The 23,647-nt window shown below is 30.9% G+C and carries 23 protein-coding genes; 6 read left to right on the plus strand and 17 right to left on the minus strand.

Annotated features, from left to right (window positions below):
• Positions 1-7: 7 nt before the first annotated feature.
• From FHK87_RS15210 to FHK87_RS15275, 13 genes are all read right to left on the minus strand, one after another.
• Positions 8-352 carry a YciI family protein gene (locus tag FHK87_RS15210; RefSeq protein ID WP_140594607.1) on the minus strand — a complete coding sequence of 115 codons (345 nt, stop codon included), beginning with the start codon at positions 350-352 and terminating at the stop codon, positions 8-10.
• Positions 353-626: 274 nt separating this feature from the next.
• Positions 627-794, minus strand: a complete 168-nt coding sequence (locus tag FHK87_RS15215) for a Lacal_2735 family protein (RefSeq protein WP_140594609.1) — start codon at positions 792-794, stop codon at positions 627-629.
• A 284-nt stretch (positions 795-1,078) separates the two neighbouring features.
• The gene (locus FHK87_RS15220; RefSeq protein ID WP_140594612.1) at positions 1,079-2,326 is read right to left on the minus strand and encodes a DUF3570 domain-containing protein; all 1,248 of its coding nucleotides are present in this window, start codon (positions 2,324-2,326) and stop codon (positions 1,079-1,081) included.
• A 46-nt stretch (positions 2,327-2,372) separates the two neighbouring features.
• Positions 2,373-2,585, minus strand: coding sequence for a DUF4266 domain-containing protein (locus tag FHK87_RS15225; protein WP_140594613.1), 213 nt, complete (start codon positions 2,583-2,585; stop codon positions 2,373-2,375).
• A 9-nt stretch (positions 2,586-2,594) separates the two neighbouring features.
• Positions 2,595-3,581, minus strand: coding sequence for an FAD:protein FMN transferase (locus tag FHK87_RS15230; RefSeq protein WP_140594614.1), 987 nt, complete (start codon positions 3,579-3,581; stop codon positions 2,595-2,597).
• Between the two features lies 1 nt (position 3,582).
• Positions 3,583-4,023: a thioredoxin family protein gene (locus FHK87_RS15235; RefSeq protein WP_140594615.1), complete on the minus strand. Its 441-nt coding sequence runs from the start codon at positions 4,021-4,023 to the stop codon at positions 3,583-3,585.
• Between the two features lie 398 nt (positions 4,024-4,421).
• Entirely contained in the window at positions 4,422-4,922 is a 501-nt protein-coding gene (locus FHK87_RS15245) for a ferritin (RefSeq protein WP_140594616.1), read from the minus strand.
• A gap of 194 nt (positions 4,923-5,116) precedes the next feature.
• Positions 5,117-5,629, minus strand: a complete 513-nt coding sequence (locus FHK87_RS15250) for a PAS domain-containing protein (protein ID WP_226294271.1) — start codon at positions 5,627-5,629, stop codon at positions 5,117-5,119.
• 97 nt (positions 5,630-5,726) lie between these two features.
• On the minus strand, positions 5,727-8,195 hold the full coding sequence (locus tag FHK87_RS15255) for a TonB-dependent receptor (RefSeq protein ID WP_317133549.1): 2,469 nt from the start codon (positions 8,193-8,195) through the stop codon (positions 5,727-5,729).
• A 19-nt stretch (positions 8,196-8,214) separates the two neighbouring features.
• Positions 8,215-9,579, minus strand: a complete 1,365-nt coding sequence (locus FHK87_RS15260) for an HTTM domain-containing protein (RefSeq protein ID WP_140594618.1) — start codon at positions 9,577-9,579, stop codon at positions 8,215-8,217.
• A complete protein-coding gene (locus FHK87_RS15265) occupies positions 9,569-10,720 on the minus strand; it encodes an imelysin family protein (protein WP_140594619.1) in 1,152 nt (383 codons plus the stop codon). The genes FHK87_RS15260 and FHK87_RS15265 overlap by 11 nt, the downstream gene beginning before the upstream one ends.
• 116 nt (positions 10,721-10,836) lie before the next feature.
• On the minus strand, positions 10,837-12,162 hold the full coding sequence (locus FHK87_RS15270) for a DUF4856 domain-containing protein (protein ID WP_140594620.1): 1,326 nt from the start codon (positions 12,160-12,162) through the stop codon (positions 10,837-10,839).
• A 139-nt stretch (positions 12,163-12,301) separates the two neighbouring features.
• Positions 12,302-13,168 (minus strand): hydroxymethylglutaryl-CoA lyase, encoded by an 867-nt coding sequence (locus tag FHK87_RS15275; protein WP_140594621.1) that lies wholly within the window; start codon positions 13,166-13,168, stop codon positions 12,302-12,304.
• 245 nt (positions 13,169-13,413) lie between these two features.
• Here FHK87_RS15275 and FHK87_RS15280 point away from each other — a divergent pair, with 245 nt between their 5' ends.
• From FHK87_RS15280 to FHK87_RS15305, 6 genes are all read left to right on the plus strand, one after another.
• Entirely contained in the window at positions 13,414-16,221 is a 2,808-nt protein-coding gene (locus tag FHK87_RS15280) for a response regulator (protein ID WP_140594622.1), read from the plus strand.
• A gap of 358 nt (positions 16,222-16,579) precedes the next feature.
• Positions 16,580-16,933 carry a hypothetical protein gene (locus tag FHK87_RS15285; RefSeq protein WP_140594623.1) on the plus strand — a complete coding sequence of 118 codons (354 nt, stop codon included), beginning with the start codon at positions 16,580-16,582 and terminating at the stop codon, positions 16,931-16,933.
• A gap of 31 nt (positions 16,934-16,964) precedes the next feature.
• Entirely contained in the window at positions 16,965-18,215 is a 1,251-nt protein-coding gene (locus FHK87_RS15290; RefSeq protein ID WP_140594624.1) for an OmpA family protein, read from the plus strand.
• 9 nt (positions 18,216-18,224) lie between these two features.
• Positions 18,225-19,484: a hypothetical protein gene (locus FHK87_RS15295; protein WP_140594625.1), complete on the plus strand. Its 1,260-nt coding sequence runs from the start codon at positions 18,225-18,227 to the stop codon at positions 19,482-19,484.
• 50 nt (positions 19,485-19,534) lie between these two features.
• A complete protein-coding gene (locus tag FHK87_RS15300) occupies positions 19,535-20,218 on the plus strand; it encodes a TapB family protein (protein WP_140594626.1) in 684 nt (227 codons plus the stop codon).
• Between the two features lie 19 nt (positions 20,219-20,237).
• Complete coding sequence (locus FHK87_RS15305) at positions 20,238-20,831, plus strand: collagen-like protein (protein WP_140594627.1); 594 nt, start codon at positions 20,238-20,240, stop codon at positions 20,829-20,831.
• Positions 20,832-20,922: 91 nt separating this feature from the next.
• Here FHK87_RS15305 and FHK87_RS15310 read toward each other — a convergent pair whose 3' ends face one another.
• The 4 genes from FHK87_RS15310 to FHK87_RS15325 form a co-directional block, all read right to left on the minus strand.
• Positions 20,923-21,549: a LysE family translocator gene (locus FHK87_RS15310; RefSeq protein WP_140594712.1), complete on the minus strand. Its 627-nt coding sequence runs from the start codon at positions 21,547-21,549 to the stop codon at positions 20,923-20,925.
• A 60-nt stretch (positions 21,550-21,609) separates the two neighbouring features.
• Positions 21,610-22,161, minus strand: a complete 552-nt coding sequence (locus tag FHK87_RS15315) for a hypothetical protein (protein ID WP_140594628.1) — start codon at positions 22,159-22,161, stop codon at positions 21,610-21,612.
• A gap of 33 nt (positions 22,162-22,194) precedes the next feature.
• A complete protein-coding gene (locus FHK87_RS15320) occupies positions 22,195-22,893 on the minus strand; it encodes a hypothetical protein (protein WP_140594629.1) in 699 nt (232 codons plus the stop codon).
• Positions 22,894-22,969: 76 nt separating this feature from the next.
• Positions 22,970-23,596, minus strand: a complete 627-nt coding sequence (locus tag FHK87_RS15325) for a hypothetical protein (RefSeq protein WP_140594630.1) — start codon at positions 23,594-23,596, stop codon at positions 22,970-22,972.
• Positions 23,597-23,647 lie beyond the last annotated feature (51 nt).

The following is a 23,647-nucleotide window of genomic DNA, read 5'->3' on the forward strand; positions in this document are numbered from 1 at the left end:
AACGGGTTTAGTTTTCTGGCCATACTTCTCGTACTTCTACAGCGTGATTATCCCATTCAAATCCGGGACAGCCTTTTGCCATTTCAACTGCTTCTTCCATAGAATCAGCTTTAACTCTTAAAAATCCACCTACAAGTTCTTTTCCTTCTGTTAGTGGACGATCTGTTGTTTTTCCTCCTTCCAAAACCGTAATTCCTTCTGAGTATAGTCGTTCTCCACTAATAAATTTGTCTTGTTCTGCAATACTACCAATCCACTGCTGCCAGTGTTGCATGTGATCTTGTTGTTCTTCTGAGGTTTTAGTATCCCAGATCTCATCTCCTCCTCTAAAAAGAAACATAAATTCTTTCATTTGATTTGTTTTTTATGGTTATTACTTTGGATAAACTATTAGATTACAAATTATTAATCAATAGAAATATCTTCTTACAATATTAAAACGAACTACTATTTGATATTTGGACAAGAAATTATAAAAAAATATTATTGTAGTAGTTAATTTTGGAGATATCTATTGTATTTATTTAGAAAGAACAATTAATTTCAAAATAAGTTGTAACATAAAAAACTCGAAAGCAAAAGCTACTTTCGAGGTATTATAATGGTTTAAAATGTACTGATTATAATTATGAATCTAGTTTTTCTATTTCTTTCATGATTTCTTCAGCCTGAGCCAATTTATCATCACTTGCTTTTCGATTGGTATGTGAAAGCCTGTATGATTCTTCCATAAGTTTTTGATATTTCTGGGTAAGCACTTCTTTTTTTGATTTCTTTTTAAATAATCCAAACATCACAGCAATTTTTAAAGGATTTATATTTTTCTTTTTAGCATTTCTAAGGTAAGCTATTTTTTACATTAACCATAAATAGAAAAAAGATAATAATCTTAAAAAAAATAAAAAATGAGGTAGGGTATCTGTAAACTGATGCGTTATACTATCTAAATACCTAAACTTTCCTACACAACAAAGGCAAAAGGGAGTATGCATTAAGTATGCTCCTTTTTTATTTAGAATAAAAATTCTATTACATTAAATGATTAATATCAAAAGACATGTATTTTAAAATTTCGATATTACTCTATAACAAAGCTAAGCCCTCCTGAAAGTAATATTGATCTAAGTCCCGAATTACGTTCGTAGTGTCTAACTCTAAAATCTATATTTTTTAAACCAAACTTCCAAAGATGAAATTTTGTAAAAATATCAGTGTATCCTATACCAAATCCATATTGATTAGCATCAAAATCTGAAAGGTCATAATCTGAAGTGTAAAACCGTTGTGTTGACAGATGTTGATTAAATTCATTAAAATAATCTGCAGCTGTTTGTGTATAAAATCGATAACTGGGATAAATCGTAAATTGGTCTGTAATCTTTATAGGAATCTCAATACTCGCCGTATGAGAATTAACTCCCCAATCATCTGTATAATATCTGTAAAAAGTACGTAAGGCAATCACTTCATTAATGTAATAATGTAACCTACCACCCAAAGCAATCTTAAACCTAGTATCTGGTAGTCTTTCTATATCATCTCCAAATGTAAATTGATCGACTACGACATCTGCAATATCTGCAAATTGAACTCTTTGAAATGGTGTAGACAGTAAACCTTCTTGGTGTACTAGATCTAAGGATAATGAACCTTGTAGTTTCTTGGATAATATCTGCGAAAACCCTAATCCCAGAGAGTATGAGTTTCGAGACTCATCATCAAATTTTATAAAAGTAGAAAAATCTCTTAATTCTGTTGGATAGATCGCATTCCATTCATCCAGAAAAACATTAGCTTTGATACTTACTTCAGTGTTTTTTTCATTAAATAATCTTGTATAGCTTCCTCCAAATCCTAAAGAAAAATAATCATACTCATTAGCAACAGATCCATTTACAGACCAAATAGTATTGCGATCATCGCTACTATGACTATAGTTGGCCAAGAATGTGACTAACACATCATTTCGCGATGCTCCCGATGATGCCACAAAAGGATCAGCTGGGGCATTACCATCAAAAGGATCCACGTTACTTGAAGATGCAGAGGTATAAGCAGAAACACTACCATCAATTGTCAATACATCATCATCATTCAAAGGAATGGCAACAACAATTGTAGGAGTAACATCTGTAAGCTCTTCTGTTCCAATTCCTCCCGTTACAGCAGCATTATCCCCTTCTTGAGTATAATAACTCATTAAAAAATCTACTTCTGTAGATTCTAAAACTCTTTTTTTATATGTTTTGGTATTGTCGGGTTGTTCTTGTTGTGCTATTATTACTATACTAAAGAATAGCGTAACTATTAAAATGAGGGTTTTCAAAAGGGTTTGGTTTTTTATGTTAATATCAAAGAGAATTACAAATCAATCAATTACATCCGCAACCGCCTCCTGTTTTACCTCCATTAGCTCCCGAAGCAGCTTCTCGATATGCTTGAAAATTAGTTTCGAAACGATCTATTTTTTTTAATACCAGCTCCATATCAGGATCATTAATTTGAACTTTTTCATATTCTTTTACAGCTACACAGGAGTGTAACAAAAGTGTAACTAAAGAACATGTCAATATTATTTTTTTCATTTTTTTCAATTATTTACTATCAATTTGGATATTCTCTGAAGTGTGAATCTTTCCATCTTGATCAATGATAATGCACTCTATAGTATTCAATTGATTTACTCTATTGATTCCTGTCTCTATACCCATCACAAAAACAGATGTGGCCAGTGCATCTGCCAGTTCAGCTTTTGGAGCAAATATTGTAGCACTAACAATTCCTGTTGAAGGATAGCCTGTTCTAGGATCAATGATATGAGTATATCTTTTTTGATCAAAAGTTACATATTTTTCATAATTCCCAGAAGTAACAACAGCTTTATCCACTACAGGTAACATTGCAAATGCATGATCCTTGTTTAAGGGATTTGTAATTGCTACTTTCCAATCGCTCCCATCGGGCTGTTTTCCCCAAGTACTCATATCGCCAGATGCATTTATAATCCCGGCTTTTACTCCTTTACTGATAAGAAGTTCTTTAGCTTTATCAGCAGCATATCCTTTTCCTATTGCTCCAAAACCTATTTTCATTCCTTTCTTTGATAGAAAAACAGTTAACTCTTGTTGATTTAAAACAATATTTTGATAGCCTACTTTTGCTACAGATTGATTGATTTTTTCCTTAGAAGGCATTTTTTTCATGCTTCCATCAAATTTCCAAATCTTATCCATTGACGCATAGCTAATATCAAAAGCTCCATCTGTAAGTTTAGAAATAGATATTGCACGTTTTATTAAGTCAAAAAGCTCTTGATCAACCTTGACAGGTTGTATACCTGCATTTTGGTTAATACGAGTTGTTTGTGATTGGGTATCCCATGAAGAAATCAAAGCTTCAATTCTTTTGATTTCCTGTATGGCAACATCGATATATTGTTTTGCAATGACTTGCTCTTTTGCTACGACAGTAATCTCAAATCGGCTTCCCATCAATTTGAGAGTTCGTTTATATATTTCTTGAGAATAACCCGTATAAACTGTAAACAGAAGAGAAAATAATATAATGTAGATTCGTATCATATTACTTGATCATATTGTCTAACATCTCTAAATATTCTTTCGGACTACTTTTTATGTATCCAACCTCGCCAAGTTTTTTTCCGAATTGGTCAATAACCACAACCAATGGAAACCCTCCACTCCTATTATATGTTTCTGCAAGTTTTTTATTTTGTGCTTGCAATTTTTGAGATAATTGATTCTTTTTCTTTCTAGGAAAATCAGCTCTGACTAGTACATAATTCTCATGAGCATCTTTTTTAAACTCTGAGGTTTCTAAGACTTGCTTTTCTAATTTTATACAGGGAGCACACCAATCTGACCCTGAAAATACCAGAAGAATAGAATGATTTTTATTTGTGGCTATTTGTTTTGCTTTTTCGAAATCGGTGAGCCATTCTTGAGCAGAAAGAAAGTAGATTCCAAAAAAAGAAAAAGAAAGTATTAAAATAATAGTTCTCATATGTTCAAATCTAAACAATAGAAATTTGACTAACAAATGATTAATGAACAACTATTTTGTAGAGAGTATCAATAATATCTTTTATTTGAGAATTCGTAATATTTTAAAATTTGAATTCAAAAACAAAGTTATATACAAAAATATAGTTTTGAAAGATTACATCTTTGGACATCTCTTACAATTTGTCTTACCTTTCTTTTTGTATTTCTTACAACATTTCTTTTTTTTGTTACTGCAGCTTGCTTCACAATTCACTGCAGCACAAGGAGAATATAAAGATGGAATATCTGACACTTGTATTATTTTAATTTTTAATTAATCTAAATAAGTGCAAATGTACATAAAAAAAGATTCCTGTCAAGGAATCTTTTTGCTTTATATCAACAGTTTGATGTTGACTATTTTTCTTCTTCTGTTTGAAATGAGTTAATATCTCTATCAAATAAGTAATGACCAGATTTATCATCACCTATAATTTTTAATTTATCTAATAAAGTTCTGGCCGTTGCTTCTTCTTCTAATTGTTCGGCTACATACCATTGCATAAAATTATGAACATTGTAATCTTTGAACTGTAGACATTCAAAAATAATATTATTGATCTTTGCCGTTACAAATTCTTCACTTTCTAGAAATACTTCAAAAAGCTCCATCAGAGACTTAAAGTCATCTCTTGGCTTTTCTATAGCTGGCATAATAGCCGTACCGTTTCTTTCATTTATAAATTTGACAAGTTTTGTCATATGTGTTCTCTCTTCTTCTGACTGCGCATAAAAAAATTCTGCGACACCATTATATCCTCTTACATCTGACCAGATCGCCATAGATAAATACTGAGATGAAGCTTGAGACTCATATTTTACCTGCTCATTCAAAAGCTGTTCTATTTCTTTTATCATTTCTTAACTTTTTTATTGATAAAACTAAAATAAACAATTTATTATGGTATATATAAAAGTGCTAGCGTATTTGTCTAATTTATATTTAAACTAGTTAATGATTTGATATTACTAAACAATAAAATATCACACAAGTTTAATAAAGACATGTCTTATAATTAGAAGTTATAGTAATATAAGAAGAATAGATTACATTATGCAGCTTTCTCAAAAGCAATATAATTTACAAGTTTTCCTCTTTTATCATGAACAGGAAAACCTTTGATAAGGCAGTAGTAAGGTGTATCGTCTTTACGATAATTCAAAATAGAAATTTCAAAAGGTGCCTCATTATCTATTGCAGTTCTAACTTTTGCAGAAGTTTTTGAGCAAGTATCTCTACCTTGAAACATCTTTGGAGAATTACCAATGACCTCTTTAGGAGTATATCCGTTTAGTTTCTCAATGTTTTTGGAAGCATAAACAATTTTTAGATTAGGATTTGTAATTACTATTACGGATTGCTTATCTATAAACTCTTCATGATAATTTCTTGAGAAATTCCAGTTTTTTGTTAACTTTTTGAGAACACCTAAGTCATCTTTGAACGTATCTAAAGCTGCAAGGTATTCTGCATAGAATTCCCAAGACAACAGTGGTACTGAACAAGCAGACATATTATTATAATATTCTGCCATCATATTATCATATCTTAAAAACTCTATCATAAAACAACAATTTTAACAAAAATATATAATAAATATTAGACCCCACATTGAACAAAAGTTAATTCTCTGGGTAAACAAAGGTTAATTTTTCTAGTAGTTAGAACTTAAATTGTAGTGTTGTATACCAATTTATAGGAGCAGAAGGAATTATTCCGGGGCCAGGATACCCTGTTGCTCTTCTAGTAAAATAACTATTATCTAACACATTATTGATTCCTGCTTCAAGCTTTATATTTTTTGAAAAAGTATAAGACGCTGATATATCTAATATATCATAAGAAGGAATGGCGCCATCAACTCTATCTTCATTTTCTGGATTATATTCAGAGTTTGTCGCATCGGTAAATTGTTCTGATATATATGTATACTGTAAAGAAGTCAAAAAATTCTTATACCCAAATGAAATACCCGTTTTTAGATTCACTTCTGGTATAAACTCTACTTTATTACCACTAACGCTTGTTGCTATACTACTTGTATATTCAGAAGTTGTTAATGCAAGATTAGAAAACACATCTAACTTTAAATTATCATTTCCTCTAAAAAATGTTTCCTTAAGGCTCCACTGTATTAATGACTCTAAACCTATGATTCTAGCTTTTCCTATATTACCTCTAACCCATTGCGCTCTGAATGGAGGATCATTTCTAAAAGCCTGACCTAGTCTATTGTCATATAACAATGAAAATACATTTACATCATAAGAAACCATTTTCTTGAAAGTTCCTCTTACACCTAAATCTATCGTATACCCTGTTTCGTCTTCTATATCTGGATCCACTGCAAAGGAAGGACTTACTGTTCTAATATCTGAAAATGTAACGGATCGATAATTTTGAGAGAAGTTAAAATATGATTCAAAGTACGATGTTGGTTTATAGCTTACACCTATTCCCAATAATAACAAATTGCGTTCTCTAACTTGATCATCTGGAGTAAAAATCAGTGTAGGGTTGCTCCCTTGTATACTTGGTCTATTCAAAAATTCTCCTTCAGATTCTGTTCTTATATATTCGAATCTAAATCCTGGTGTTACCGAAAAATGATCTGTGATATTAAAGATATTTTCACCAAATAGAGCGAGGTTTAAGTTTGGATATTTAAAATTATTTTGGTTGGGATAAAAAGGAAACTCTTCTGTTCTAAAGCTAAAATCAGCATCTGTTCCTCTACTACCCGGCCCTTGTTGGGATGTATTATCTGCTTTATAAAATTTAGCTCCTAAAAGTAATACTGATGGGTTATTTTTAATGGTATATTTTGTGATCACTCTAGCTTCTGCACCAAAATTTTTAAATTTCCCTATTAGTAAATCTCTTTCAAAATCAAAATTTCCTGATTCATCTGTTTCATCAGGACCAAATACATCTGGTTCTTCAATAATATCTATATTTCCATCACCAGTAACTATGGATTCAATCCCTCTAAAACCAATCGCTTTTCTTGAGGCGTCCAGTGCAAAAACACTTAAAGTCCCATTCACATTATCAGAAAATTTGTGGTTTAATTTTAAATTAAACAAATTCCAATTTACCTCAAACCAGTTTCTGGTTCTATTACTTTGCCTTGAATCTTGTAAAAATTGAACATCAGATAATCCACCTGCTTGTTGTACTAAATAATCTAAGTGTGTTACTTCAGCTTCAATTTTAGTTTTTTCATTGAATTCATAGCCAATATGTACATATGCGTTTTTTGAGTCAAAAACAGAGTTGGGCCTAAAACTATCCCCTTCTTTATAATTGAAATATCCGTAATAGCTCAATTTATTAGATGTCCCACTTATGCTCGTAAAATTTGTAAATAAATCAAAACTTCCGATCGTACTTCTAGAAAGTATTTCTAAAGGTTTATCGGGGTTTGGTTTCTTTGTTACAAAATTTACCAGACCTCCAAACTGAGTTCCATATTGCAGAGATGCAGCCCCTCTTATTACCTGAATCTGCTCTAAACCTTCGGCTGGCGGAGTATAATAACTTTCTGGATATCCTAAAACATCAGCACTAATATCATAATCATTCTGACGTGTATTAAAATTTGCTGATCTGTTTGGATCTAATCCACGTCCTCCAATATTAAGCTGCAAACCTCCATCATTACTGTCATAAATATTTAAACCAGCTACTTTTGCATATATCTGACGAGCATTATTGGTTGCCTTGTTCGTTAAATCTTGATCTAATAGTACTACTTCAGATTTTTTACCTGCATAAATATGTGTCCCTTCTACCGGTTTTAGTGTTCGTAATCCGAAAACTTGTTTTTTCTTATAATTTAAAACTACTTCGGACAGAACGTTGCTAAGAGGCTCCATCTCAATAATAAAATTAAGATTATCGTTTAGGTTAATATCTATTTCATAAGTTTTATAAGAGTATTCAAAAAATACCAAAGAATGATTAGAACCTGTACTTAACGTTGATAAGCTTAAACTACCTGTACTATCTGTTTGTCCGACTAAACTTCCTGATTTTGTGTACACTTGTACCCCTTGAATAGGCTTCTTGGTATCTGCATCTACCACATTTACGCCAGTACTTTGTACAGCATATACAGATATTGACACTAAGAAAAATATAAATAAACTATAACCCTTTAATTTCATCTTCAAATGGTAGGATCCATGTTTTATGCTGGAATCCATCTTTAACTTTTAATAAATCAACTCTTGGGTCTATGTAGGGTTTACTTATTCTTCCATTTAAAGAAATATATCCTTCTACAAAAACTCCAATATTTTCAGTTTTTAATTCTTTTTTATAATGATCGCCCAAAAAATGTGCAAACTCAACAATAAAATCAGGCTGAGTAGACATTTGTTTGTTTTGAAAAGCATTTAAAAAATGTTTGTTGTTCACAGCAAAACTATCCCCAGTGTCATATTTTACAATTCTAAATGTAGTATACCCGGCCTTTTCTATTAACATAACTCGCCATGAAAATCGATATCCTTCTTCTGTCCAAAATAATTCGTCCGGATACAATGCATAGCGAAATGGTAATACTAGTTGGATACTCAAAAATAAAAAGATAACTATAACTATTTTCCCGTAAATTTTCGGCAAATATACGTCTCTTATATCATTAACTCTTGATTTAAGCTTTAATATATTTCTTAGTACACGCAAGAATCTCTCATGTAATTCTGCACTAAAAAAGATGAGCGTTGCACAAATCATAACATAGGGAAACATTCCTATAGGAAAAAGTATTCTTGTAAATACATGAAAAATCACAACCAGAACAAAAGCAAAAGGTCTTGTCTTACGAATTAACAATAGAAAAGGAATAGTAAGATCATAAATAGCTCCGCTCCAGCTCATCAAATAATGAAACCAAGTATCATTCATAAATTTTCCTATAATCGGAAAATCAGTTTTAGAAGAAAGCCAAACTTTCAAAGGTTGAGCTCGGAATAACCAATCTGAATTTAATTTAGCTAAACCTGCATAAAAATAAACGATTCCTATTAAAATTTTAATTGCATCTACAGTCCATTTAGGTACATTTTTATAAGATCTATTTTTATAATGTGCATCTAAAGAAAAAGTTACATTAAGCGGTAAAAAGCATAATAAAAAACTTAAAATGCTAATGAAGTAATAGTGATTTAAATAGGTTGTTTTATCTATTAATTCTATATACGTGAATGATAAGAAAAACAAAATCATAGAAAGTCTATACTTATATCCAAGAATAATTCCAATACATGAAGTAATTGCAATAAAAAATAGAATATAGGTATATTCCCCCCAGGTAACTACCCATGAAAATCCATAATATTTAAAATGGAAATTTGGTTCGATGTAAAACTTTTGCACCCAACCTTTAGATAAAAACCTAATAAGACTAATAAACATTAATACTCCAAATAAAATACGAAAAGCGGCTAGTGTAGCCGCTCTCGATGTTTTATTTAGATATGCATTAACCGCTTGTTTAATCCCCATCGCTATCTACAAAGTCAATTGTAAGATTAAATGCGTTAACAGCATTTGATTTAACAGCAACTACAAACTCTTGGATAGCATCAAATACTGCATCAAAATTAGAGTTAAAGTCTTGTGTTTGTTCATAAAAATTATCTGTTATATTATCATTAGCAGTATCAATATTACCAAATAAACTAATGATATAATCATTTAAAAGGATATCATCACCATTAATCATTATCGTAGTTCCTAAGGCTTGCAGATATTCTTGTAACCCTACAGTATTATTATTATCTGTATAACTTCTTCCATAGTAAAAATCTTGTATAGCATCATACGCTTCTAGATATAAAATCTTAGAGTTTTCAGGACTATATAATGACTCGACAAAATCAGGACTTGCTGATACAGAGATTGTTGGGAAAATATCTCTATTTCTTGTACCAGAAGGTGTGGCAATTTTTGCCTCTCTAAAAGATTTTTCAGTGTATTGTACAAAGTCATTTACTTGTATACTGAAGTAAGAACTAATTGTGTTATCTACACTATTGATATTAGTATCTTTAACAGCTTCAAAATCATTCAAAGCTGTAGTTGTTATCGTAACCATTCTTTCTGACAATAACTTCAAATAGTTTTGATACTTAGCTTCTCCATATCTTGTAATAATATCATTATCTGTAGACGCTAAACCATTTATCAAATAATCCATAGCTGGTAATCCCTGGGTTGGATTTAATACCGTTCTATTTAAATCTACAGGAGTAGTACTATCTATATTCTCCGTTATTTTAGTAACATCAGTAGGGTAACTATTCATATCTAATGAATATCCTGATCCATAGAAAAACATTTCTACATGTTGCCATACTTTATAAGCTTCAAATAAGTCTGTTCTAACCGCAGCCAACTTCGTCGCATCAGGTGCATCTGCAAATGATGTAACAGAACTATTTAATGTTTCTAGTTTACTCTTTAAATCATTAGTAGCAGGCATTAATAAATTATTAACCCAGCTTGTAGTCAAGCTAACCCTATCAAAACTATCACCATCTTCTCCTCCGTTTCCTCCTTCATCTGATGAATCATCACTAGATGAACAAGAAACAAAGTAGAAAAGAGTGAAGATGGGTAATATTATATATACTATTTTTTTCATAACAATTTTTGTATATTTTTAATAAAAATAAGCAAAGGGATAACATCTATAGTTATCCCTGTTGCAAATATATCAATTATACGTACAAAACATTTTTATACCTATTTTGAGTATTCTTATGGATTTACGTCATCAAGTGTCCAAGACAATCCTCCAACTCCTTCTGCTGCAATTGCATCTGCCATGTCTCTCAATTCTGTAGTAGTAACATCCCATAGACCACTACCTGAATCTAAAGTAGTTAAGAAACCATCTACGTCTGCATCTGTAAAGTATCTATCTCCATTAGCATTCACTACATAGCGTAAACTATTTACAAAACCATACCCTTCACAAAGGTCATGGAAAGCATTTTCTCTTTTACCTGTTGCACCACTTGCAGCTTCAGCAGCTTCAATAATTTTTGCTCCAGCACTTAAATAATGTACTGCTCTAACAGCAATAATTAACCCTAATTTTTCACGTAAAATCCCTACTTGAGTATCTCTCACAGTATAGTCTTTCTCTGCGATCGCAATTCTTCCTGCTACGAAAGCTGCAAAGATTTCTCTTTCAGTACCTGAAAACTTAGATAGACCATCTACATTATCAATGTACTTATAGATTAAATTCTGACTAGAAGTGTTACCATAAATATATCCAAAAGCCTCATCCCAGTGATGCTCCATTGTAGTATAGTTTTTTCCTTCAGCTACAGTACCCGCATCATTTAACGCACGGTAGTCACCGTTAGAAGTATCACCATTTTCATTATCTAAACGATTTAAATAATGATTTACCGCTTGATCATAAGCTAAAGCACCAGCTAAAGACTTAGTAAATAATTGATCTAATTCACGACCTTTTGCATCTACATATCTATCAACATCATCTCCTGTATCTTCAAAAACACCTGCTTGACCAGAAGCGGCAGCTGTCATCCAATTTTCTAATACATTTTGATGACCAGTAATATAAGCATCAATAGCATTTACATTTGTCTGACCCTGACCAGAACCATTAGACCCAGCAAATAACGCAATTGAAGAAGACGTTTTTGATCTTACAATCTTTGTAGTTCCATTTAGACTAGTATCAGTAAATCCAGCACTTTCTCCATCTTGACCTTCAAATTTTAATCGAATAGCTGCAACATCAACTTGAGATTTTAAATTCCCTCCTATTTCTACAGCTTGTTTTAAACGTGTAGTTTGCCCACTAAAACTTACCGTAGAATTGCCTTCTCTTGTAAATAAAGTAGAATAATTATTTATAAAATCATTATTGTAATCTCCATTATCGGCTCTAGTAAAATCATTATCAGTAATGACTTGTTCTAGAGTAGGGATATTTAAGACTGAATCTACTGGCCCTCCTTGTTCGTTATCATCATCACTTGAACATGACGCTAAGATAAGTGCTCCCGATACGCACACTAAGTTAAACAACTTATTGATTTTCATAGCTTTTTTTATTTAGACTTATTATCAATTATTTTATCGAGTGCAAATATATCTATCAAAATAGTTTTTGCAAACTTTATTTGTAATAAATCTAAATAAAATTAAATAAAAATGTTAATTTATACTTAAAATATATTTTCTAATGGTAATGATCAAAAATTTTGGAAGCTTCATTATAAGAAGATTCAAAGCTTAATGTTTTGATATTTGTTTCTGCCTGAACAGTTGTAAAATAAGATACCATACGTTCTGTAGGCATATTACCCGTAAGTTCATCTTTTGCCATAGGACATCCTCCAAATCCTTGTATAGCGCCATCAAATCTCCTACAACCGGATTTATAAGCTGCATCAACTTTTTCAAACCATGCGGTTGGCGTAGTATGTAAATGTGCTCCAAACTCTATATCAGGATACTTAGGAATTAGATTAGAAAACAAATAGTTTATAGTTTCGGGAGAAGAAGTACCTACGGTATCTGACAATGATAATATTTTTACTCCCATTGTATTAAGTTTTTCTGTCCAATCCCCAACAATCTCAACATTCCATGGGTCTCCATAAGGGTTTCCAAAACCCATAGATAGGTAAGCCACCACCTTTTTACCTGTTTTTTCTGCTATATTAAGTATCTCTTGTAGCACATTTACGGACTCTGCTATTGTTTTGTGTGTATTACGCATTTGAAAATTCTCTGAAATCGAGAACGGATATCCCAAATAATCAATAGCTTCATGTTGAGAAGCATCATTAGCCCCTCTTACATTTGCTATGATTGCCAATAGTTTACTTTGAGTATTTGAAAGATCGAGCCGAGATAATACCTCTGCAGTATCTATCATTTGTGGGATTGCTTTGGGAGAGACAAAACTCCCAAAATCTAAAGTATCAAAACCACAACGTAATAATGATTGAATATATTGAACTTTTCTTTCGGTAGGAATAAAATCTTTTATGCCTTGCATTGCATCACGTGGACATTCAATAATTTTTACATTTTCAGTCATTTTATAGTCGCAAATTAAAAGATATTTAATTAAGACTATAAAAATATGATTATTTTTCAGAATTTAGATCATTAAAATGTACCGAAATCTATTTGGGTATCCTGGGACGACAATTAGTAATTCATCAAAAATAATGGCTCTAGATGCTTTCATTGATGTATATGTAACATTATTGGTTACATATATCATATTGCTAAGTATTTGATTTATTTATAATTGTTATCTTTAAAAGTCAAATCAAAAACATGAGAAATATACTTCTTCTATTTTTTGTAATTATTCATATAACATCTACTGCTCAACAAAATAATACTCCCCTTTCTGTAGAACTTTCTGTAAAAGATAGTATCTATAGCCCTTTATCAGGAGTTCTCTTATATAAAGACTTTTCTAAGCAACTTGATTTTAAACAAATAACGTTACAATCATTTGATCAGATTGATATTACAGAGCTTAAAAACTCGAAACCTAATGCTTTTTATTGGTATAAGTTTAAAATAGATCTTAAAACAGATTCTAAAATAATATATTTCTTTACTGTTATCAGTGATGCTTCTGATTTTTACATTCCTCTCAAAAATATAGGTTATAAAAAATATGAAACTGGTACATATGTAAAAAAAGGAAACATCACATATGATATTGAACAAGCTTCATCTTTAAATTTACGTACAGATATTATTGATTTTTCTAAACCTTTTTATTTTAACAAAAAGCCAATTTCTAATGCAGGTAAATTAAGTGTAAGAAACTCGTTTGGGGTGCTAATCACAGATCATAAAAGTGTTGTTGGTGATATTGTTAGAGAACAATCAATAGTAAATTATCTAGAATTTTATTCGAGTGCAATATTCGTTGCCTGTTTACTATTTATTGTTAGTTTTTTCATTACCAAGGATAAAAACTTTCTAAATTATAGTATTTATCTATTTTTTGTTGCAGGAATTTTTGCACCAAGTACTCCTCTTATTTTTTCTTTATTAAATAGCATACACCCAATGCTAGCCTTTTATATAAGAAACCTTAATGTCATTGGAGCTTCTTTTTTTTATTTTTATTTTATTTATGGAATTTTAGAATTTAAGACATTCCATAATAGACTTTATAAAATTGCTAACTACTTTTTATTAAGTATCATTTTTTATGCTGTTTTTGACTTGATCATATCAATATTTTATCCACATTTTGATTATCATATTGATATTTTCTTTGCCTTTAGAGTATATTTTGGTAGTGTTGCATTACTCTTTTTCATCTATTTATTTATAGTTAGGAAAGAACTGATTTCAAGAATTATTCTTATCAGTAGTTTTGTTCTTATTATTGGTAATCTTGCAGCGATAATTACGGGTAATGGGTTATATTTTTTGAATACAGTTTTTATCGAAATTTTAATTTTCTCGGGAATTGTATCGTATAACAACAAACTGAATAATCAAAATAGAATTAAGAACAAATACGATCTTGAAAATGAACGAAAGCGTAAACAAGAACTTATACAACTAGACAAGGCTAAGTCTCATTTTTTTTCAAATATATCGCATGAACTTAGAACTCCTCTAACATTAATATCTAGTCCTATACAAAATAAATTAGAAGACAAAAATCTTACTGATAAAGACCGGTCAGACTTTGAACTTATCTTAAACAACAGCAATAGAATTTCTGAACTCGTAAATCAAATATTAGATATTTCAAAGATTGAAGCAGGTAGTTTGACTTTATCTCTGCAAAAATTACACCCTATACAAAAGATTAATGCCATTATCAAAGATTTTGAATATGCCTCAAGTATAAAAAACATTAATTTTCTTAATTACCTTAACCATCATGATGAAGAAGGCTGGTTCGACCCTGACGCATTGTATAAAATTGTAAGTAACTTGATTTCTAATGCTATTAAGTATACTCCTGAAAATGGGTCTATTATATTTAATGCCAATATTAAAGAGAGTACACTTTTTATTGAAATAAAAAATACAGGAAATGGTTTGACCAAAGAACAGCTTGCATTAGTTTTCAAACGATTTTATCAAGCACATAGTGAGCAAACCGGTTCTGGTATTGGGTTAGCATTAGTAAATGAACTTGTTAAGCTACATGAAGGAAATATAACTGTAGATAGTAAATTAAATGAATGGACAAGTTTTAATCTATCAATTTCATTAGACAAAAATCTAATCAAAAATGCTACTATAGTAGAAAATAATATTGATGATACATCTCTTTATCAAACAAGCCATAAAAATTCTAATTTTAAAACAAACACATCTGACACAGATAACACAAACAAAGAACTTCCCATTCTATTAATAGTAGAAGATAATGAAGATTTAAATCATCTTCTACAAGAGAACTTCAAAAATAATTACATCGTTATAAGTGCAAAAGATGGTGTAGAAGGATTTAAATTAGCCTTACAACATATCCCCGACATTATTATTTCTGATATTATGATGCCCAAAAAAGATGGCATCGAACTCACAAATGAGCTAAAAAATGATGAACGCACAAGTCATATCCCTATCATTTTATTAACTGCCAAAGCAGGTGAAGAAAATGAACTATCAGGATTACAAATAGGGGTCGACGATTATATTACAAAACCATTCAACCAAAAAATACTAACTACAAAAGTTGCCAATCTTATAGCAATCAGGCAAAAGCTACAATCTAGATATAGTCAAGAAATAGTATTAACCCCAAAGGATATTGCTATTACTCCAACAGACGAAAACTTTCTAAATAAAGTACAAAAAGTACTAGACGAATATCTTATAGAATCATCTTTTAGCGTAGAAGAATTTAGTAGAATAATAGGTATGAGCCGTATGCAATTACATAGAAAAATAAAAGCATTAACAGGGTTAACAACTTCAGAATTCGTACGATCACAACGCCTCAAATTAGCTGCACAACTTCTTAAAAATTCAGATACCAACATTTCACAAGTAGGGTATGCTGTTGGTTTTAATAACCACTCATACTTTACCAAATGTTTTAAAGAGACATATCATTGTACTCCAACTGAGTATGCTACAAAAGAAAGCTAACTTCTATTTTGTCATACTTGATTTTTGGTAACATACATTCAAAAAACACCTCTAAAATATAGGGGTAAACCACCCTATTTAAGAGATGTTACATAATTAATAATCTTTGTTACATACCGTATAACACTCTGTTTTTACTTCATCTACTTTTACCATCACATTACAATGATAAACACTGTATATCAATTTGGTCTTATGTGTATGAACAAAAAAACCAAGAACTATAAAGGCCATATCAACCATATCCCAAATCATATTATTTATCTAAATATCAACCATCTGGAAACTGGAACATATATTTTGAAAATTATGCATAAAAACAAGGTAATCAAAGAGGTAACATTTAAAAAATAGTAATATGAAAACAACACAAATCTTATTTATAGGTATGATCATTTTTACCATACAATTGGCAAATGCTCAAAAAACAAATACTACAAAAACAGAAAAGCATCATACACAAAAAGAAAATCTTTTAGACATGCAAACAAATGTATTGTCAAGTCTATTAGGAGAGAACCTAGATGGAAAACCTAATGGATCAACGATCAATTTTTTGGAATTATTAGAAAAAACGGACCTGCCAGCTAATCAAAAATTAGAATATAAAAATATGTATTACCTGCAAGCTAGAGAATTAACACAAAAGCAAAAGGACTCATTGGGTAAAGCTATTGAGAAAAAAATATTAGAAGCACAACGAGATCATTAAAAATAATTAAGGGGAAACAAAAATATCAAAGATGAAAACTACAAAAACATTGTGTATTCTTATCTCTCTATTTTGGATTACAACAAGTAATGCTCAATTGTTAGAAAGACTCGGTAAAAGAGTTGAAGATGCAGCAAAACGAACAGTCGAAAGACGTGTTGAACGAGAGACAGAAGACAAAACAAATAGAGGTCTTGATGGAATTTTTAACAAAAAAAGAAAAAAGAAGAAAGGCAAAAAAAAGACAAAAGACAATACTCCTATTATAGGTTCAGGAGAGTACAATATTAACCGTGCACCGGATTTTGCAACTGGCACTATTATTATTTTTCAAGACAACTTTACAAAAGATGCGCAAGGAGATTTTCCTGCCAAATGGGATACGAATGGTTCTGGCGAAATTGTAATTATTAATAATGAGAAATGGTTTCGTTTAGGAGGTAATTCCAAATATATCCCATCTGTCAAAGAAACATTACCAGAGAACTACACTATCGAGTTTGACCTTCTTACACAAGGTTTAGACAAAAAAACGAGCTCTCAAGCCTGGATCAAACTTCTTTTGGAAGAAAATACAAGTTTTCAAACTCCTAAAAACTGGTGTGTTGTTGAACTTTCACCTTGCCAATTTATAGAGTCTCGAGGAGTTGTTGAAAAAGTAGTAGATGGGCAACGTCAAATCCGTAATGAGATAGGTAAAGATTATCGTTCACAGATAAATGGAAAATCACATATTGCCATTGCAGTCAACAAAACCCGTATGCGGGTTTGGATGAACGAAAATAAAATAGTAGATGTACCTAGGTTAGTACCTCAAAAAGCAACTGTTTTTAAAATACATACCAAGGGGCTCAGAGATGCCATTGATAAGGATGAAGTATACATTTCTAATTTCAAAATTGCTAAAAGTGGCACAGACAATAGAAGCAAACTTATTACAGAAGGAAGATTATCTACCAATGCTATTCTTTTTAAAACAGGATCTGCTGATATCATTGGAGGAGCTGAAAATATTATCAAAGAAGTTGCTACAGCTTTAAAAGAAGTTCCGGATGTGAATATAAAAATCATAGGACACACAGATGCAGATGGTAGTGTTGAAAAAAATAAAACATTATCCGAACAAAGAGCCAAAGCAGTAAAAATGATGTTAGTCGAACAACATGACATTCGTTTTAGCCGAATCATAACAGAAGGCAAAGGAGAAACTAGCCCTATTGCTGATAATAGTTCTCCACAAGGAAAAGCAAAAAACCGAAGAGTAGAATTTATCAAACTTTAAACTAAGCACATGAAAACGTCAATACAAATCAAGTATATATTATTATTTTACGCATCAATAGGACTGTTGTTGTCTTGTTCTAATGATGATGATGCTACAAATCCCATTGTTGATCCAGATCAAGAAATTGTACTAGCAACATTTGATTATTCCAATCTCAATGTTAATAGTTTGCCTAATATGATTTTTGCCAACAATGCAGAAGGGGAATTATTAGCTAGTATAGAAACCAATAAAATTCCTGGAGTCTATACCTTAACAGCAAAGGGGTATGCTTCAAATAGTTTTATGTTAACTACACTACTAGAAACAGATCGTTACAAAAGCCTTTCTACAATCAAAAATGTATCTGTAGGTAGTGAGGGTACAGCTACTGATCGAAGTTTTACTTCAAATGGTACATTGAAGGTTACTCTATCTTTAACGTCTGATATACAAATGAATAGTTTTTTCATTAACGGATTAAGAGGTATTTCTGAAAGTACTAATGATATCGATCCATCAACAGGAACAATAACAAGAACATTTGCGTACAACAAAGAAGCCTCTGCCTCCAAACTTTTTTTAAAAATAGAGTATAGAACGAGTACAACGCCTACAACCTTCGCCTACAAATGGTTAGAAAATTATAAAGAAACAGATGATGTGATAGTAACGCTCGACGATTTTACAATGGCTTCGAGCACGCCAATAACTGTAGATGATGAAGCCGATTTTTCATCCGTTAGGGTACTTGGTGTCTATGAAAATAATTATAAAGTAAATCTAAGAGGTAGTTTTTCTGAACGCTTACAAATTACAACAGGTTTTGATGAGTATATTGTTAGCTATGATGGAGAGTACCCAAACTCAAATCATAGTAAAACATCACGATCAAGTACTGTTCCTGATAATATATCTATTACAAGACCTGATTGGGATTTTAATTATACTTCAACCTCAGAGAATTTACAATTACAGCCATCGGGAGATTATCTTTTCAGCAATATATATACCGAAATAAAGATAGAAGATGGTAAAGATTTAGAATGGTTCATTACAATTCCAAATAATGAAGATAAGACTTTTATTGTACCTCAACTTCCTGAAAGTCTTTCTGGTTTTGAAAACTATTTTGAGGACACTTCAAAATTCGATTCTCATTCTGTCGACTTAATTGATTTAGCAAACGGCAGTGATTACGAAGATTATATCAAAAATTTGATCGATAGAACCGATGGTATTTTTGATCAAAGCAATGAGATCTTTTCAATCTATTTTAACCGATAACTTCGAGAGAAAAAAACTTTTTATACACATTACACCTATACTATAAACCGATGAAAAATAGTCTAATACTACTTGCATTGCTGATGCTAACATCAGTATATGCCCAGGATAACTGTAGCAAATTTTATGCTACTCGCGAAGGTCAAAAATTAACCATCCACCAATATGATAAAAGAGAACGTCTAGAAATCATTGCAAAATACAAGGTTAAAGAAATAGAAAATAGTGGCGATCAAAATATCATTACGATTGATATGGATTTAACTGATGGTCGTAATAATGACCACATTATTTCTTCGTCATTCAAAGCGCGTTGCTCTGGCAATACGACACGTCTCGATCCAGAATCTTTTATCGCACCGGGTATCCTTGGTCAATATGATGGTATGCAATATAGCATTACAGGAGATGACATCTCTATACCCAATGATTTAGACATCAATCAAGAACTCCCTAACGCTTCTGTACATATGTCAGTAAATGGAGGCATCATGAATATTAATACTACAATCGCTATGTCTGATAGAAAAGTGATCGCAAAAGAAGAAATTACTACACCTGCAGGGACTTTTGATTGTTATGTAATCACATATACAAATACTGTAACGATGGGAATTAGAAAGACTTTTCAATCTACACAATGGATTTCTGAAGGAGTCGGAATGGTCAAAGAAGAAACACGAAAACCAAATGGAAGACTTGTTACCAGAAGTATTTTACATCAAATCAATTAACATTCAAAACACACACATCATGAAAACAAGAAAAGTAAAATTGAAGTACATTTTTGTAGCTCTTATTACCATATTTACCTTTTGCTGCTCAGATGGCGAAGATGGTGCTATTGGACCTGCAGGTCCACAAGGAGAACAAGGTATTGTAGGAAGTAACGGTACAAACGGTTCAGACGGTCAAGATGGTAATGCCAATGTTAGGTCTTTTACCTATGACCTTTCTATATTTTCAGGTTTATTTCATTCACAATCGGTGCCTGAGTTAACTCAAGATGTAATTAATAATGATGTCATTTTAGGGTATCTAAAAGCAACAGGATCAGTTAATCCCTCATTTCCAATTCCAAACAATAATATATTTTTAACTTCATCAAATATTGACATTAGAGTATTTATAACACCTCAATCATACGAAATAGATTTTTATGAAGTGAATTCAAATAGCGCATTCAACGTTTCTGAAGGAGAACTAGAAGAACTCCGATTGATCATTATAGAAGCTACGAACAAAAGCAGTAAACACGATATCGTGTCTAAACTAAAATCTGATGGAGTCGATATTACTAATTATAAAGCCACAATGAACTACTTAAGTCAAGAAAATACGTTTTAAATAGTGTATCTAGTGCAACTTATCTTGCACTGCTATTGCTCCCCCATAACCAAAAAACCAAGATAAACATCTTGGTTTTTACTATTAGTATTTATTTTTTAGCAAAAAGAATAAAAATCCCAATTCCGATAAAAACAACTATCTGTAGCCATTTTAATACAACACCTATCTTTGATTTTTTCTTTAGATACTCTGAAATAGATCCTGCCAGAATAGCAATCAAACCAAATGCTATAAAAGATACAAGAATAAAGAGAAAACCAAGTACATAAAACTGCCGTACGCTACTCATTGCTTTACTAAACAAAAACCCGGGAAAGAATGCCAGAAAGAATATAGATACTTTAGGGTTAAGCACGTTCATCACAAAACCTTGCCTGAACAATGACCACAAACTTCTTTTGGGAGTATCATTTTCTGTAAATTGAATCTCTGCTGTATTTACAAATACTTTGTACGCTAAAAAGAATAAATACAACGCACCAAATAATTTAATTGCAAAAAAAAGTATTTCGCTTTGCTTAATAATAACCGAAATACCAAAAGCTACTAAAGTTGTATGTACTAAACAACCCGACATCAAACCTGCTACAACAGCCAACCCATACTTTTTACCATTCACAACACTTTGCATCAGTACAAATATATTATCCGGCCCCGGAGAGAACGCTAATATTGATGTAGCGATCACAAATGTGTATAAAATCTCGTAATTGATATCCAAAAAACTTCTTATTTACCTATCTTAATTAGGTATAAACTTAATGATTTTTTAGTTCTAAATACTGCTTAATATACCTGCAATAATGATACAAATTGGTAATGAAATCAAAAATGCTTTTTTGGATTTGTAAATGTCTGAGATAACATTCCAACAAAACAAATAGATAAAAATTGGAATCATAAATCCTAAGTATGTGTAATCCTTTTCAATAGTAAGTGCTACACCGGTAAAAAACCAAAACATTCTCAGCAGGAATAGCAATACACCAAACAATATCCAAATTGGATTGACCTGACCCATTCTTAATTTTAGGGTTTTTCTTCTATGACTTGCAAACGGCTTACTCAACCACATATAAGTAGTAAAACAGAAAGAAAATGCCAAAGAAGCACATCCGATTAAAGTAAGGTTATAGGTTGATGTTTTAAAGTTTAAAGTGCTTGACCAAGAGATATCAGTTATTATATCTCCCAGATTACAGAGTTTTAAAACAAGTCTGAGTAAAGTATTAAAAATTATACCATATCCAATCCCTACAAATATCCCACTATAAAATCGAAACTTGCCAATCGTACTGATCGTAAAATTAGGTTTAATTATTTTCAATATAATATGAGTGTTGTTTTGTAATGAGTACGTTTAGTTTGTAGTATTTGATTGAGGAGCAACATTTTTATATTTTTTAAAGTAAAAAACATAATACAGCTTTGGTACTATATTATCAATCAATTTTTTATTTTCTTCATTAATATCTTTATATTTTTTGTCTAGAACTATTTCAGATACACTCTCTCTAACATTATTAATACTACAATCAAGTCCTCTTAGTAGAAGAACAATAGAATACAACTGATTTTCGCTGATCTCTACATCATTTTCAGAATATTGGAGAATCTCAAATATGAGTTTGGTTTTTTCTTTTCTATACTTTTGAATATCGATTTCTTGTAAAGAAGTAAAACCTTGAGCAGTTAAATGTTCTTCTAATTTTGTCATCACTATTGTTTCTAAATTCAATAAATTTTGAATCTCATCATCAACTAGAAAAGCGTTTTTATCAAAAGTATATGATAATTTTGTATTCTTTTCAGGATAAGAATATTTGTCATTGCGAGCCTCAATGTTTAACCTATCATTTCTTTCTACAATAGTTAAAAACCCTTCACTTTTTGAAAGATGTAAACCAAATTGATTTGCTACCAATTCTAAATTTGTATCAGAATCACATCGTATTTGTTCTGTTATTGGTTTTGCATTTCTATCGCATGAAACCAAAAAGAAAGTCAAAAAGAATATTTCAAAAAGTTTATTAATATTTAATATACTTAGAAGGTTCATAATTTAGTTTTTCATCCAAGGGTTTGAGTTGTTTATATTTTTATACTATTTCGATTTCCAAATTTATATAGGTCAGTTAATTAATAATTTCTACAGGAATCAATGCATAATCAAAGTTTCTATTTTTTGAGATTATGAATTCTTCCAAGTGGGTATGGATTTTTTCAACTAAAGTATGATCATTTTTTGCTATGTTCTTTTTGCATACTATAGATGCCTTACCCTCTCTATATTTAAACAAGATTACTTTTTTTATTGAGTTTTCTTTGTTTGAAGGATTAAAATAAATAGCAACCTTTGTTGAATCTACATTATTTTTTAAATGATTTTCTGCTTCATTAGTCAAATTGTCCTTTGGTAATCTTTTGTAATTTCTAAAAATACGAACCTCATTGACATAATCACACTTATTAGGAAATGGAACATCTGCGTTTAAATTTATTTTTGTTTCAATTTTTTTGAAGGCATTTTGATCTTTTGCAGATATAACCAGTTCATTGTTGTGATATTCTACAATAAAATTTTCTGAATTTGTGACATTAAAATGATTCTGCCTGTTACTATTTAGATATTTTAAAAAATCTTCAAATGTTTCTTTAGAATTAATTTTATCATAGTTTTTGTAATATGATTGCAATTGCCAAAGATAATCTGTCTGAAGTAACTCACTATTTTTATTGTCTTTACAAGAAAGAAAAAACATTATATAAATTATCAATAACGACTTAAACCTAATATAAACTCTCATTACTTC

This window comes from Aquimarina algicola (genome assembly GCF_006443095.1).
In the GTDB taxonomy this organism is placed as follows: Bacteria; Bacteroidota; Bacteroidia; order Flavobacteriales; family Flavobacteriaceae; genus Aquimarina; species Aquimarina algicola.